General features: G+C 37.0%; 13 protein-coding genes. All 13 read right to left on the bottom strand.

What is annotated here, in order from left to right:
- Positions 1–249: 249 nt before the first annotated feature.
- Entirely contained in the window at positions 250–5772 is a 5523-nt protein-coding gene (locus BK585_RS08605; protein ID WP_078553051.1) for an Ig-like domain-containing protein, read from the bottom strand.
- A 12-nt stretch (positions 5773–5784) separates the two neighbouring features.
- Positions 5785–6186: a hypothetical protein gene (locus BK585_RS08600; protein WP_078553050.1), complete on the bottom strand. Its 402-nt coding sequence runs from the start codon at positions 6184–6186 to the stop codon at positions 5785–5787.
- Positions 6187–6199: 13 nt separating this feature from the next.
- A complete protein-coding gene (locus BK585_RS08595) occupies positions 6200–8149 on the bottom strand; it encodes a protein kinase domain-containing protein (RefSeq protein WP_078553049.1) in 1950 nt (649 codons plus the stop codon).
- A gap of 14 nt (positions 8150–8163) precedes the next feature.
- Entirely contained in the window at positions 8164–8934 is a 771-nt protein-coding gene (locus tag BK585_RS08590; protein WP_078553048.1) for a PP2C family protein-serine/threonine phosphatase, read from the bottom strand.
- 5 nt (positions 8935–8939) lie between these two features.
- Entirely contained in the window at positions 8940–9899 is a 960-nt protein-coding gene (locus tag BK585_RS08585) for a PP2C family protein-serine/threonine phosphatase (protein WP_078553047.1), read from the bottom strand.
- A 3-nt stretch (positions 9900–9902) separates the two neighbouring features.
- Positions 9903–11462, bottom strand: coding sequence for a DUF6382 domain-containing protein (locus BK585_RS08580; protein ID WP_078553046.1), 1560 nt, complete (start codon positions 11460–11462; stop codon positions 9903–9905).
- 15 nt (positions 11463–11477) lie between these two features.
- On the bottom strand, positions 11478–11990 hold the full coding sequence (locus BK585_RS08575; protein WP_078553045.1) for an A24 family peptidase: 513 nt from the start codon (positions 11988–11990) through the stop codon (positions 11478–11480).
- 14 nt (positions 11991–12004) lie between these two features.
- Positions 12005–12628, bottom strand: a complete 624-nt coding sequence (locus BK585_RS08570; protein WP_078553044.1) for a TadE/TadG family type IV pilus assembly protein — start codon at positions 12626–12628, stop codon at positions 12005–12007.
- Between the two features lie 61 nt (positions 12629–12689).
- Positions 12690–13259: a DUF4352 domain-containing protein gene (locus BK585_RS08565; RefSeq protein ID WP_078553043.1), complete on the bottom strand. Its 570-nt coding sequence runs from the start codon at positions 13257–13259 to the stop codon at positions 12690–12692.
- 77 nt (positions 13260–13336) lie between these two features.
- Positions 13337–13924 (bottom strand): DUF4352 domain-containing protein, encoded by a 588-nt coding sequence (locus BK585_RS08560; protein WP_078553042.1) that lies wholly within the window; start codon positions 13922–13924, stop codon positions 13337–13339.
- Positions 13925–14001: 77 nt separating this feature from the next.
- Positions 14002–14397: a DUF4352 domain-containing protein gene (locus BK585_RS24835; protein WP_078556705.1), complete on the bottom strand. Its 396-nt coding sequence runs from the start codon at positions 14395–14397 to the stop codon at positions 14002–14004.
- Between the two features lie 359 nt (positions 14398–14756).
- Positions 14757–15023, bottom strand: a complete 267-nt coding sequence (locus BK585_RS08545) for a hypothetical protein (RefSeq protein WP_078553040.1) — start codon at positions 15021–15023, stop codon at positions 14757–14759.
- Positions 15024–15136: 113 nt separating this feature from the next.
- Complete coding sequence (locus BK585_RS08540) at positions 15137–15754, bottom strand: DUF4352 domain-containing protein (protein ID WP_170885514.1); 618 nt, start codon at positions 15752–15754, stop codon at positions 15137–15139.
- Positions 15755–15769: the final 15 nt, after the last annotated feature.

Raw genomic sequence — 15769 nt, 5'->3', positions numbered from 1 at the left:
CTACCTAAAAGTATAAAAAAATAGACGATTTCTAATTCCTTTTTTTTCAAAGATACAACATAAAAAGTTTTAGGTTAAAAGTATGTCTCGATTCAATCAAAGTGAATCTATTTCACTATTATATATGCCATTCGATAATTTTCCTAGTTTTTCGACAAAATTCCTTAAAAATATATTTAGAACAGAATCATTAAGTAGAAATAGAGGGTGAGATAAAGGTAAAAACCTTTTATCTCACCCTCTCTTCTTTTATTCTTCTCTTTCTACTATATCATCTTCCAATTTCCCTTTTCTTCTTCGTACGAGGATCGTTCCACCTGTAGCGACCCCTCCCAGAAGAGCAACAAGTGTCACTGCGAAAAGAGGTTTATTTTCATAAAATTTAACGAGGATGCTTTTTTCTGAGATTTCAAAAGTTACTAGTGAGTTCGTTTCATTTCCTGCTTTGTCGTAGGCTTCAACTTGAACTTCATACGTATCAATTTCTGAAACTCTAGTTGCTACTCTCATATACCCATCGTGGTCTTCAATATCTCCCGTAAACAATTCTCCATTGATCGTAATCGATTGGAATGTATCTTCAGGATTGTCTAGCAATATTGTAAGGTCAACAGGTTCATAATATCTTTCATTATCCGTAACACCTTCGAAAATAACATTTGGTGCTGTTAAATCAATAATAAACTCTACACTTAACTGTTTAATGTTTCCTGCTTGGTCACGCACTTCAAAATAAAGGACGTGTTTTCCCTCTTCTTCAATTGGGTCTCCAAGCTGATACGGATTTCCATTTAGAGTTATTGAAATAATGTCATATGGACTTAAGCTTTCAATTAAGAAATTAGGAATGACACTGCTATTAAAGTACTCATTTGATATCGGTTCAACGAAAGTTATCCTTGGTGCTGTTTTATCGAGAGTAAAAATGAGCGTTCGTGCAGATACATTGTTTGCTAAGTCCGTAACAACAGCTTTTAAGACATAGTCATTTTCTTGGTCTAACGTTGTTCCACTCGCGAAATTACGACCATTTAATGTAACTGATGTGCGGCTTTCATCTAAATTCGTATCTGAATAAGAAACAACCGGCGTGATACTTTCATTAAAGAAACCATCTAATACTCCTGTAATTGAAAGTTGAGGCATTGTCGTATCTACCGTGAAACTTATTTCCATCGTTGTTTGATTGCCTGCTTTATCGACTGCCGTTACCGCATATTGATACACCATATCACGAGTTGCTGCTAATGAAGACGTTCCTACATTTCGACCATTTAACACAATCGATACAATCGTATCTTCACTTTCTGCTAAAGCAAATTCTGGTGTAAAGAAACGATTAATGTATTCACCGTTTTCAATGACTCGATTTTCCCCTCTGAACTTCGGAGTGATTACAGGTGCCGTTTTATCAACCGTAAACATAACCATTTGGTTTGACTGATTTCCGGCCTTATCAACAGCTTCTACCTGAACCTCGTAAACCCCCTCTTGGCTAAACGTATGTGATAAAGAAGCTACAGCATTTCTTACCGAAAAATTACCAACTGAATAAGGTCTGCCGTCTCTCGTGATTCGAATGGTATTGACATCTAAATTCACATCTTGAATCGAAACATTCATCGTTTTATCCGTATTGTAATACGCACCATTTTCTACACCAGTGATTTGAATGACTGGATTTATCGTATCAATCGTAAACGTTTTTACAGCCGTTGCAGGACCATTTCCCGCTTTGTCCGTAGCTGAAACTGAAACCTGATACGCTCCATCCTGGGTGAAGTTATGGCTTAATCTTGACACTTTAGCTGAGTTATTCCATACTCCCATGGAGTAAGCTTGATTGTCTTTTAACACACTTACATCTACTTCATTTGTTGCAAAGTTAAGCTCATCAACAGAGACGGTAACTCGCTTCGCTGTTGGATTATACGAATTGTGATCCACTCCATCAATTGATACAACAGGAAGCGTTTTGTCGATGACAAATGCTACATTTTCATGAACTGTGCGATTTCCAGCTTTGTCTGTAGCTTGTAACGCGATTACATAATTTCCTTCTTCTTTAAAGGCATACGAAACGGAAGCTGTTGGAAGAGCATTTCCTCGTTGACTTACTTTAAATTGAAGTCCTGAGTTTTGATAGGTTCTTCCATTGCGCGTTACAGTGAGTATCGTCTTAGATAAATCAATATTTGTGTCAGTTACATTAATTGTTGCTGTTTTCGTTTTATAATGTTGGTTATGCTCTACCCCACCAATATTCAATTGTGGATCAGTTTTATCAATAGTAAACGTAACAGCTCTTGAAGTTGCTTTGTTACCCGCAGCATCAACGGCTGATACTTTAATGGAATACTCATACTCCTCAGTAAATGTATAGGATAACTCTGACGTCTCGCCAGTATTTCTCCATTCACCAATGTTGATTTTCTCAACTTTATTTGTAACAGTATTTTTACGAGTTGCTTCAATTGTAACGTTGTTAGAGTTGAAGTTCCGTTCTTGCACTTCGATTGTCATAGTTCTGTCATTACCATAAAAACTATTGTGACTCACATTCTTGATTGCTATTTTGGGTTCAACGTTATCAACCGTAAACTGTATTGATTTTTCTGTCGCTTCGTTTCCTGCTTTATCTTTTGCACTTACTTTTATTTGATAATCTCCATCTTTAGAAAAAGGGAGCACTAACGAAGATGTCAGCTTTGTATTGACCCATTCTTTCAATTGTTCTGTTCCGTTATGAACAACAACAACCTCAACCTCATTCGTTTCAAAATACTCTTCTACGACCTTAATTGTAACCTCACCATTTTTAATAAATCGGTTACTGCTAGTAATCGATTTTCCGTTCTGGTCTTTGCCCGTAAGTGAAATTTCAGGTGCTGTAGTATCCACTACAAAATCAATAGGTGTCGTCGTTCTTGTATACCCAACTCTATCCGACGATATGACTTGAATGGAATATCGCCCTTCCTTATCTTTATCAATGGAATGTGTGAATATAGCCTTGTTTGGATTTCCATCTACAATGTCAAAGTGACGGTCTCCACTAAAACGCTTTTCTCCATTTGGTGTTTGTAAAAGAACGATAGAGTTTTTCAAATCAAGTGTCATATCCTCGATGCTTACTACTAAGTCTCTATTTTTGTTGTAGTGTTGATTTTGTCTTACCCCTTCAACAACAACTTTTGGTAACGTTGTATCAATAATAAAAGAAACTGCATCATGGACTGTTCTATTTCCAGCTTTATCTCTAGCTTGAAATTGAATTGTATACTCTCCGTCTTCTGTAAAGGTATACGTATTTTTTGCTACTGTTTTTGAATCATTGACAACCAACGCCTCAATGTCAACATTTTCTACTTTCCCGTCAATTGTTTTTCTCTGAACTGAAAGGTTAATTTTATCAGGATCTAAATTCTCATCACTAGCTGAAATGGTTACATCTACTTTGTCTTCTCCATTAAACTCATCTTGATGCTCTACTCCTGTAATTAGTAAATCAGGCGATTTCGTATCTAACGTAAATGTCATTGTTTTTGAGAATTCGTTACCAAATTGGTCCGTTGACGTAACGATAAGCTCATACGCTTCATCTTCTGTGAACGTATAGTCGTATACCAGTTTCGTATCCGTCACATCTACAAGATCCATGATCTCTTTATAGTTTTTTCCATTAACAGACACAAAGGTTTTATCCGTTTGCAGCGTTAAATCTTCTATTGAAATAGAAACAGGTATGCCGTCCTTTGCGTTTGAATATAAACCATTCGTTGGTCCTTCAATAACAATCGATGGCTTCGTATTGTCAATCGTAAAAGAATATGAACGCTCCGATAAATTACCTGCAAGGTCCTTCGCTTTTAATTCAATTTCATATACTCCATCGCCCTTAAAGGTATATAGATTTTCTGCAATGGTGTGGCCATCAAAAACTTGTAATGGTTCAACTGGGACTGAAACCACTTTTTCGGAAACATCTTTCCGGGTCACCTTAACATCTAAGCTTGATTCGTCTATATGGCTATCGCTCACTTTTACGACGACATTAGAAAATGGGACTTCTTCATCTACTACACTTCTTGTAATGGACAATACAGGTGCTTTCGTATCAATCGTAAACGCTAGTTGTTTAACTGTTTCTCTACCGAATGCATCTGTTGCCTGTACTTCAAACTGATACGTATCATCTTTTTCAAATAATGATTCGTACACAACTTTTCTATCTGATTCACTAGTTACCTTAAAGTCGGATGTCACATTTGTTCCATTGAGCCATATTTTAGTTTGTTCCTTTTGTAGCGTTAAATCTTCTACTGTTACAGTAATCGGTACACCATCTGAATTATTTACGTGTGAGTTATTCGCTGGTCCATCAATCGTAACATTTGGTGCTTTCGTATCAATAATAAAAGACAACTGTTTCGTAGCCAGGTTCCCTGATAAATCCGTTGCTCGTAAACTAATCTCATAGTTTCCTTCTTGTTCAAAAAGATGATTTAATATGAAAGTATTCTCTTTCTTGTTTTCTTCCCAACGAATACTTCCTGAAAAATCGTAAGTTTGCCCATCCTTTGTTGCTGTGATTTCGAGGCCACGTTCCTTTAAATTTTTATCAGATACGATAAACTCAACTTGTTGGCCAACTTCATAAACCGCTTTGTGTTGAATTGCTGGAATAGAAATGATTGGGGCCGCTTTATCTATTGTAAATCGAACGACTTCTTCAACAGACGTATGTCCAAGCAAGTCTTTTGACGTAACTTTTATTTGATATACGCCATTTTCTGTAAATGTTCGTGTGAAAGAGGCAATCGTTCGTATCGGTAACAACCGAAAAGAAGCACCTGAATAAATTTGCTCACCGTCTTTTTCAATTGTAACGATCGTTTTTTCTAAGTTTAATAGTAAGTCATTCACTTTGATTTCGACTTCTGCTGATTGGTAATAACCATCATTGTCAACACCCTCGATATCAATTTCGGGCGCAGAAGAATCAATTGTGAACGATAGCGTTTCATGGACCGTTTGGTTTCCTGCTTTATCAACTGCCTGAAAAGCTACTTCATATACTCCATCAGAAAACTTATACGTTTTTGATGCTTTACTAGAATTTGATTTCTCTAACGGAGCTAAATCCATCGCTTCCCCATTTTTAGAGGCGATGATAGAGATTCCACTCATGTCTATATTTTCATCAGTAACTGTAAATGTAACGTCACGATGGTTTTGATAAAGGTGGTCATTTTCAACCCCTTTAATTGTAAGTTCTGGCGAAGTCGTGTCTTTATGTATTGAAAAAGAATGAGAACTTACTGGAATCAACCAATCATTATCTTCAAGGAACTGTAGAGAAAGCTTTACGTTCCCTTCTTGCTCACTAGGAGTGACGACCTTAACTTGATAGCTTCCTTGAAAAGAAGATTCATTTACTTTTGAATATGAAATTTGTTCTGGACTAATGTCAACATCATTGATAGAAGCCCGAATTACAAATGGTCTTGTTACAGCATTATCTTGTAAATCACGATAATTTTGACTAAGGTCTATAACAAAGGTCGCCGTGTCATTATTCATGAACCACTTGTTTGTAAAAGACTCTGTTATTTCCCATGAGTCCCCTTTATAAACAACTGCTTTGTCTGACCCATCCAATGAAAATACTTTCCCATTAAAAATCAATAAAGAAATAATGAGTAAGCTTATAAGTGGCAGCAAGAGCAACAGTTTATGGTTCTTATAAAACCCATATACATTTCCTATCATCTTAATTCTCCTTTATAATTTTATAGTAGAATGCACTATCACAATATCAATCTCTTTTTTAAAATCTTCTTCTTTTTCAACAATCAGTGATGTTAGTATCGTTGTTTCTCCCATGTCGTCATCAAGAATCATCGTTTCAGCCAAAACATCCTGTCCATGTAAAAATTCAGTAGGTGCCAATTCAGTTGTGACCCCAGCAGCAACCTCCTTTTTTCGTACTTTGATTTGGCTTGATGTTTTTTTGTTTCGACGTACCCCTGTGGAGGAGAAAGACTCTTTGCCTCTAACCAAACGTAATCCTGTTAAGTCTTGCAAGACTTGCAACATATTTAGCTTCATAAAGGCTATGACGGTTACTAGTAACGTGACAAAGGCTCCTGCCATTCCCCCATAAAACATCACTTGGTTGACCAATCCATTCCCCTCCTTATCTCTCTAGTAGATTTAAATTCGTCAATCTTCTTGTAACACGGCTAAACGTTTCTTCTTGACTTGCATCTGTGATGCGACTTGCTTTTTTATACGTTTGAACGGCTCTATTAAAGTTTCGATTGCCTTCAGACTTACTTTGTTCAATATCAAGTAATAGATTTACTAATCGGACATAGGCATCTAAACTATCAGGATATTGAGTAATTGTACGTTCAAATTGTTCAATCGCTTGAGAGTACTCTCCCATGTTCTGATAGATGACACCGATTCTGACCATAACATCTTCTAAGTTTGCTACATCAAGTTCTATTAATTGATAATAATGATCAATCGCTTTCATGTAATCTTCTCTTGCTTCGGTCTGGTCATTGGCATTGATTGCTCGGCTATGATAGGCTTGTGCTAGTTTATGTTCAAAATCTAATTCATAACGAAAAAATAATTGCTCATCCCCAAGCGTTTCTAACAGCTCAAATGCGGTTGATACGATTTCAATCGTGTATGTATTTGCCCCTTCAATTTGACCTTTATAAGAGCTATAAATGTTAGCTAACGTATTGTAGTTATCGATACGCTTGCTGCTATTTGGTAAGCTGTCATTATATTCTTTAAACTCAAGCAACCTTTCTGAAAACTGTGAGTAATCAATATTCATACTGCCCATCATCGTTGCTAACGTTTTATAATAAGTAACATCGGGTATATTCTTTTCATTGATTTGGTCGAAATGGCGCAGGGCGGCAGCATAATCTCTTTTATCATCAAAATAGGTCATAGCGATTTTAAACAGGATTTCATCGTTGCGGTGGATTCTTCCATAGCCGTCATTCATATAACTTTGAATTTTCGCTAAGCCCGTATCGATTTCGTTTTGACTGCTATATATATCAAGCATATTTAAGTAGGCTTCCGCTCGTCTTCTATCCACGTTTGTAATCGCATATTCAAGCAACTCAATCGCCTGTGTTGGATTACCATCGAGGACATAGCGATTCGATTGATTAATAATGTTCATATAATCTTGAAATTGCTCTTCTTTTATGCCGGTATACCCGACAACTGAAGTCGTTGTAAAACCAATAAATAAAAGAAAAGGAATTAAAAATAACGTTAAGCTTTTTTTCATTTTTTTCCGATATTCTTTTGTCAGTTTTTTGATATTGACAAGGTCATACCGTAACTCTTCACAGCTTTGGTATCGAAGGTCCGGTTGAGACTGTGTACACTTTTCGATGATATGTTCTAATCCTTCAGGTAAGCTAGGATCCCAGTAGCGAATAGGTTTTAATTCAAACGGGGGTTCATTTAACGTTTTTCCAGTAACAAGATGATATAGTGTGATTCCCAAGCTATAAATATCTGAGCGACTATCTGTTTGCTTATTGGATATTTGCTCTGGTGCTGCGTATAACTCTGTTCCTAAGTTTTTGGTATCTGTTGAACTTTCAACCTTGTATTCCCGTGCAATACCAAAATCAATTAACTTCACTTTTCCTTCAGGAGTAAGCATAACGTTATCTGGTTTCATGTCTCGGTAAATAATGGGGTTTGGCTTTCTTGTGTGCAAATAATCCAGTACATCGCTAAGTTGTGTGGCCCAATCAATTACAAGAGACGCGGAAATTACACCTTCCCGCTTTATTTTCTCTTTTAACGATTCACCTTCAATAAAATCCATAACGACATAAATGGCACCCTTCACATCAATAATGTCATAAATCTTCGGTAACGCCGCATGGTCTAGCTTTTTAAGTAGATTCGCTTCAGCAACAAGACTGTCGAGCAAAAGTTTGTTCATCGATTGATCTCGTTTGCGTATATCTTTGATGACAAGAAACTTATGCAAACGCTGGTCCATCGCTAAATAAACGACACTCATACCACCTCGACCGATTTCCTTGATTACCTCATAGCGGTTGTCTATTACTTCTCCAATATGTAGCAAAGGACCACCCCCTCCTATAGCCTGACTTTAATAGCCATTGCCGTTATGTTGTCTGTTTCCTGTTTTTGTTTAACGATATCAATTAACTCTGTAATCTTTTGCGTTAAATCAGCTTCCTGTTGTACAGCTGGCGTCGTCATATGCAAAAAAAGTTCCTCATCAGATAATAAATTGCAAAACCCATCAGAACAAAGAACATAAATCGCCCCATCCTCAACCTTACCTGTTGTAAACACAACATCAATGTCTTTAGACGCACCAATGCACTGCAATAGAACATTGCGCTTTGGATGTTCTTTTGCTTGTGCTTCCGTTAAATTCCCTCGTTCGATTTCCCTTGCTACTAACGTTTGGTCAACCGTTAACCTCGTAAGCTTGTTGCTCAGACAATAGGCTCGGCTGTCACCAACATGCGCCACATAATATGTATCATAAACGAGAAACATCGCAGTGACGGTCGTACCTAATTTCATATTTTCAGCTTCACCGTACAAATGGATTTTCTCATGTAAGTTTCTGATGCAGTCTTCAATAAGCGCAGGAACCCTCTCTCTAAACGCCTCATCTTTTAGATAGAGTGGCAATTGTTCGTCAAACCACGTTGCCATCCCTTGTATCACCGTTGCACTGGCTAATTCTCCTTGGGATAAACCGCCCATGCCATCACATACAACAAATAATCCAACCAGACCATTTGGTGTTCTTGCGGTTTTCATTAATAAAGCATCTTGATTTGTTTTTTTCTTTGTTCCGATATCCGTAACTTGGGCTGTTTCCACTCTCATCTTAGTCATCCTCTCTTCCGTTCCCGACCTTTTATCTGCTCAATAATATAGGAAAATAAATGAAAGAAACGTGCCCGCTTCCTTGTCTGGATAGGCTGTGTTACTAACCCTACTGATACATTGTCTTTTGTCCCATGTTCATTGGCGATACAAATGAGTTGTTCACAAACTTGCTGTAAATTCACATCAGGCTTTTCAAGTAAGCGAAGGAGTAACCTTTCGATTTCATCCTCTGGAAAAACGGTATAAAATCCGTCGCTACAAAGAAAAAATAAATCATTTGCCTCATATGTCCCCACTCTAAGGTAAGGAACGATTTGACTTTCTACTCCTAAGCATTGAAGCAATATATTCCTTTTCGGATGATAGTCCGCTTCTGCCTTGTTCAAAAAGCCTAGCTTTACTTGTTGCTGAACCCAAGATTGATCCTCTGTGACTTGTTGGAATTGGCGCGATTTCCCATGCATTGGGAGCGTTTCTGTCACATCTAAAGATAACGTCTTTGTTTCAAGGGAGAGCTCTCCTGGTTTTTGCGACGTATCGTCTTTGAATTTTCGTAGTTGATAGATTCTACAATCACCAACATGACACACAAGATAATATCCTTCATATAACACAAGTATAGAAACCGTTGTCCCCATTTTATGGACCGCACTCATATGGATAAGTTGTGAGTTAACGGCATGAAGAAGTTCATTGAGCTCTTGGCTTAACATATGAAGAGGATCTGGCGTTTGTAATACGTCATACACACGTTGGTTCCATAATTCACTGATGGCATCAATAACAAAACGACTAGCTTTTGCTCCGCCTTGATAACCCCCCATGCCATCAGCCACTACCATAATGGCCATCTCTTTACCCGTTGCTAGACTGGCCCTTCTAGCAAACATATGGTCTTCATTCCATTCTTTTTTAGTACCTTTATGAGTAGACAAACCAAATTGAATCGGATGTTCTACCATCGCTTATATCCTCTTGTAGGTATAGGACACTTTTCCAATTACGATTTGGTCTCCATCAGAAAGCAAATAAGGTTTATATGGAACCATAGCCTCATGATTTAATTTACTACCATTTTTGGACCCTAAATCTTTAACAAGTACCTTCTCTTCATTTGTCACGAACTCAATATGCATACGTGACACTCCTGTCGTCTCTTCAACATATTGAACCGTTGCTGGGTTTCTCCCAATGACAAATGGGTTCTGACGAATGTAAATTCTTTCGACTGTTCCATTTCTTTCAACCTCAAGTAAAGGCCCGTTTTGTTGAAGCTCTTGGTCATCATGTCCTAACACAACCGTCTCGCCAGCTTCATGAAGTAACGTCGTTTGGTCACGTAACGATGCAAAATACTCTTTTTCTGATGTAGCCGCTTGCTGGGTTTGAAGAACGTCCTCTTTTGGAATAGGCGGTGCTTCAACCTTAGCTGGTGATTGGACTGGCTCAATCGGTGCTGCTTTCTTCTTTTTACGAACCGCATTTGGCTTAGATGTGACTGGTTGCTCTGTGACATCAACTTGTTCTACACGTTTCGGTACTCGAACATAGAAGAAAAAGTAAACCATTGTAAAAGCCAATAAGCTAAGACCACTACAAATAAAGAGCATTCCTTCGCTTGGCATCATTTCATACAACTTCCATATCCCAAGCAGTGCTAGTACCATAATTAAACCAATCACTAATGGTTTTGGTTTTTTTGGTTCTTCTTCTGTTCCTACAGCTTGAAGAGTGACTTCTTTAGACTTTGCTTTCGGTGTCACACTCTTCTGCTTAGAAGACGGCGCCACTTCCTGAGCAGGTGATTTCTTTTGTTTTTTGCTTGGTGACTTTTTCTCTTCGGTACGAACTGGCTTTGGAAGTTCTTGTATCGTAGGTTGTGGCTGAGGCACTGGTGTTGGTGTAGGTCGTACCGCGTTTTGTTGTACATGGTTTGAAGCCGTGCTCTTGTAATGAGCCAATTTCTTTTTAAGCTCACTCACATTACATGGGGACTCATTAAAATATTGAATAAGCTGTTGTACCCCGTCTCCCTGTAGCTCATTGATATGTCCAACTAAATCAATGACCAGTTGCTTGAGTTGGTTGGTAAGCACCGGCATTTCCTCAACCTTTACAAGCGGAAGATACGTCACATACACATCGGTAACCGCTGAATCCACAAAAATAAAGTCAGGATGCAGGATGTAATTTTGTTCATTTAACATATATTCTTTGCTTTTGTCGACAACCGACACCAACTGATATAACAATTCATAATACTGTGACAACGTTAATTTCGTATCTCGTAACACCTGTGATAACATTCGTTTTCCAGTAAAGTTATAATAAAGTTTTACATTAAAATCGATTTCTTCTACTTCAAGAGGCAATAGCTTAGGTATTGGATTCGCTTGGATCATTTTTACTTGAATTGGCGCAAGGTCTTGACTAACAATGTTCTTGTGATAATAACCTAAAAAAACGATATGATTGCCATTTTGTTGTTCAAAATCATACGTCAATCCATAAATCGATTGAGTCACTGAAATTCCTCCTTTTTACAAAAAATAATAAACGGTAAGTAAGACACCTGGCAGGACGGCATACATAAACGGAAACCGTGTACTTTCAAACTTCTTAAAATCATCTAACCCTTTCATATCTCGTGATAAGATAGAATTAAAAATGCGATAACAAGCATAGAACATTCTTCTGACAAACTCTCGACGGACTAGTAGTAAAACAAGACCGATCATTCCAGCAAATATAATAGAATACATAAGTGCATATAATGAAAATTGCATTCCCGTTATCGCGCCAATAGCAGCGAACAGTTTCACATCTCCGGCACCTAACGCCTTAAACACATACAATAATAATAAAATTCCCGCTGAAACGAACATGCCAAGTAAGGAAAACAAAAGACCGCTTATCCCATTCATAATCACATGAAAAAGGAGACCACAGACGACCCCACTCATCGTTAACCAATTCGGCAACAAACTAGTGCGGACATCGGTATAAAAACCAATTGCTAATAAAATCGCTAATAAAATATAATAATATTCCACGTCATAACCCTCTCTTATGATCCCAACCAAGCTCGTTCATACGCTTGTTTTCGGATCGTATAGGTTTGTTCAATAAAGGGAATCGGAAGCACAATGTCATATTCAGCCGTAATTAAAACGTATTTATTTCCACCATCACTAACCAAATTAGGAAATAACACGGGAGTAACAACCTCCACCTTTTCTTTATCAATAAAGCCAAGGTCATGAGCATCTTCTAAATACAGTTGAACGATTGGCGTAAGAAAGGCAATCGCAGCCGTATCCAACACATAGCTAACCCCTTGATTGATAGGGTCACTAATTAACGTTTGGTACCCATCTTCTCCCAATGCTTCTTTTAACTCGTCTACAATCGCATCCCTATTATTACTAAGATCTTCAACCATATCCTGATAATGTGGCTTTCCTTCCAAATATGAAATTGCCCCTGCTTCTCCTAGCTTAATCACCTTATGAACCGGATAGGCCTGAGTCGCAATTTGCTTGGCTGTCTCAGATACTGCACGATTCAACGCAATATCGGTAATCGCAAACTTAATCATAAAGATAAGAAAAATTAAAAATAGTATAAAGAATGGCATAAAAATGGCAGCTTCTAACGTAATCCCACCGTCTTCATTTTTCCGAAAATTCAATGACTTCCACCTCCTATACGTGAATCTATGAAACTTCCATACTGCTAAACTAGCAAAACTTTTAGTCAGCTTCATCTGCCTTAAAGTGCCAGATAAGGTCTTCTGCTGGCAACCCATAACCGAATATTACTTCGTAAGATTCGGATATAAAGCTATCAAAAAGTAATTGTCCTTTAACAGACTCTCCTGGAGCAACTGTTTCTTGGAATTTTTCGTTCAATTGTAAGTGAAAGATACTCTCATTCATTGTTTTTTCAAAACTAAAAATAACTGAGCGCAATATATCGATTGAATTTACCACTTCAGAATGATTATTGGTTAATGTAACATCCAATAATATAAACACTTCATTATGCGGAAATACTTCTCCCGCTGATTCAAGGATTTGTGCGGAGTGTATTGTTATATCAAAAACCCCTACAGGAGTATCATAGATTCCAGTCTCACCTAAGCTTAAAATTGCATTTCTATTCTCAGATGAATCTAGTTTGTCAGCCTTCGTTTCGCTATCCTGACTACTAGCTACTTCTTGTGCAGGACTTGCTTCATTATTACAAGCTCCTACTAATAAAATAGTAACAACGAGTACAATTACATATAAAATCTTTTTTAATACTCCAATCACCTCCATTCGCTAGATTAGTTACCACCATTGAAGTAATAGAATTGATAGAATAAATGCTAAAAAGATAATTCACTTTTACCGATTTATTTACTTATTTCTTCATAGTCGAAATTCCATGTTAGTTTATTTGAAGTTATGAGCGAACTACCGAATACCAGGCTATAATCTTCGGAAATAGCTTGATTAAATACTATTTCTCCCTCAACCGTTTCACCTGGAGCAATTTCACCTTTAAAATTGTCGATGTCTTCGTGAAGAAAGCTTCCTTGTCTACTAGTTTCATCTCTAAATAAATCTGAGACTGCTACCTCTTCACCCAAAATGGCTTTGTCACCTATATTTTTAATAGATACAGTGAAGACAAAAAATAAATCCATTAATGGGTCAAACTCGCCTAATTTATCTAACGTCCTCACCGATTTCACTGTGATTTCATATTTTCCAACTGGATTGCTCATGATACCCGATTCTCCAAGTTCTAAGATGGCATCTTCTGCTTTCCCTTTATCTGAAGAAACATTCTCTACTTTTACACTTGTAGAATCTTCATTTGGGGTAACTGTTTCTTTATCCGATAAGTCTCCAGCTACCTGATCACTATTTTTTTCTGCACATGCTGCCAAAAGCACCATAATAATTATAGATAGATATAGACTTTTAAAATGTTTCAATTTTGCTTTCACATCCTTCTTAGTGAGAGCTAACTCTTCCTACATGTCAGCTCTGTTTGCGATGTTAACAAAGAATTTTATTCCGCTTCGTCTATATTAAATCTCCAAATTATATCTTCAGCAGGCAATGCATGACCAAAAACTAACTCATAATAACTTGACTCGAAATGGTCAAAAATTAATTGGCCAGTGACCGTTTCACCTGGACTAACAGTTATAGGGAATTCTTCTATAAAATCCAGATGAAACTGATTGCCACTACTTGTTTCGTTTTCATTAAATAAGACTGACCTTAAAATATCGATACTGTTTACTTCCTCATTGTGGTTATTTTTTAAAGAGATATCGAATATAAGAAATACATCGCTTATCGGAAAATGCTCCCCCTCTGATTCAGAAATCTTTACAGAGTGAACAGTTATATCAAATTTACCGACAGGTGTGTCATATAACCCTGTTTCACCTAGGGTAATACCTGCTTAGATTCTCTAGCTTCATCCTATATTTACAGGAATAAACTCCAATCAATTAAAAACTTATATTAGTTTTCAATTTCATCATGTGAAAAGTTCCATGAAAGTTCGTTTGAAGTGATAATTGCATATCCAAATATGAGACTATACACTTCAGACACAGATTGGTCGAAGTAAACTTCTCCCTCGACAGTTTCACCTGGTGAAATGTCACCTTCAATATGATTAATGGTTTCATTGTATCTACTTTCAGCTCTTCACTCTTGGTCATCGAATAAAACAGACCTTGCGACCTCTTCTCCTGGAATAACCGTATCTCCAATGTTTGTAATTGATACATTTGCTATAAAATATAGGCCTTATTTTGGTGTGAACTCTCCAACTTGGTCGGTAGTTTTAACAGAATGAACTGTGACCTCATATGCTCCTACAGGACTTTTCATTATTCCTGTTTCACCAAGCAGTAAATTGGCATCTTCTACCTTTCCACTATCTGATGAAACTTCCTTATCTGCTTTACTAATTGTAGGTTCTTCATTTGTTTCTTCTTGCAATACATCGCCAGCTACTTCATCGCTATTTTTTTCTGCGCATACAGCTAATAAAATAATTACAAAAAAAATCAAATATATGCCTTGTGTTGTTTCAAAACTCCCCTCTCCTTTATGTTAGAAAATAAGGTTTTTCCACAAAAAAATATTTCTCATCTTCTAACAATTGTGTTTAACCAATCACACAATTACTTATCAATTTCATCAAAAGAAAAGTTCCAAGTTAGTTCATTTGATGTAATTATTGCGTATCCAAATATTAAGCTGTAACTGTCTGAAAACGATTGGTCAAACAATATCTCTCCTTCAACCGTTTCACCTGGCTCTATATCTTCATCAATAACATTTATTTCTTCAAGAATTAAACTTCCCGACTTTCTGTCCTCTTCATTAAATAAATCTGAAATAACTACATCACTACCCGAGATAGTGTTATCGCCAATATTAGTTATAGATACATTAAAGACAAAAAAACTGTCAGTAAGCGGGGGATAATCTCCTACTTTGTCAACTAACCTAACGTTGTGTACCGTAATTTCATATTCACCTATTGGACTTTTCATAAATCCTGTCTCACCAAGTTTCAAGGTGGCATCTTCTGCCTTCCCATTCCCTGAAGATTCTTTATTGTCGGCATTTTCGTTGGATATATCTTCATCCTCAATTTGTTCATTATTCACTTCAATATTCTCAGTTCCTGATTTTTCCTGTTCTTGATTTCCTGGTACATCGTTGGTATCACCATTACTACAACCAACAACTACCGATAAGACTAATATTGATACTAAAAATAAAAATCGTTTCAAATTCATTCACTCCCT

Origin of the sequence: Bacillus alkalicellulosilyticus, from assembly GCF_002019795.1 — a bacterium.
Classification (GTDB): Bacteria; Bacillota; Bacilli; order Bacillales; family Bacillaceae_F; genus Bacillus_AO; species Bacillus_AO alkalicellulosilyticum.
This window is presented reverse-complemented; position numbering and strand designations above follow the sequence as displayed.

Bases quoted from the DNA above. Each gene is read 5' to 3' on its own strand.
- BK585_RS08605 (WP_078553051.1), bottom strand. From the start codon at position 5,772: ATGATAGGAAATGTATATGGGTTTTATAAGAACCATAAACTGTTGCTC.
- BK585_RS08590 (WP_078553048.1), bottom strand. From the start codon at position 8,934: ATGAGAGTGGAAACAGCCCAAGTTACGGATATCGGAACAAAGAAAAAA.
- BK585_RS08585 (WP_078553047.1), bottom strand. From the start codon at position 9,899: ATGGTAGAACATCCGATTCAATTTGGTTTGTCTACTCATAAAGGTACT.
- BK585_RS08565 (WP_078553043.1), bottom strand. From the start codon at position 13,259: ATGGAGGTGATTGGAGTATTAAAAAAGATTTTATATGTAATTGTACTC.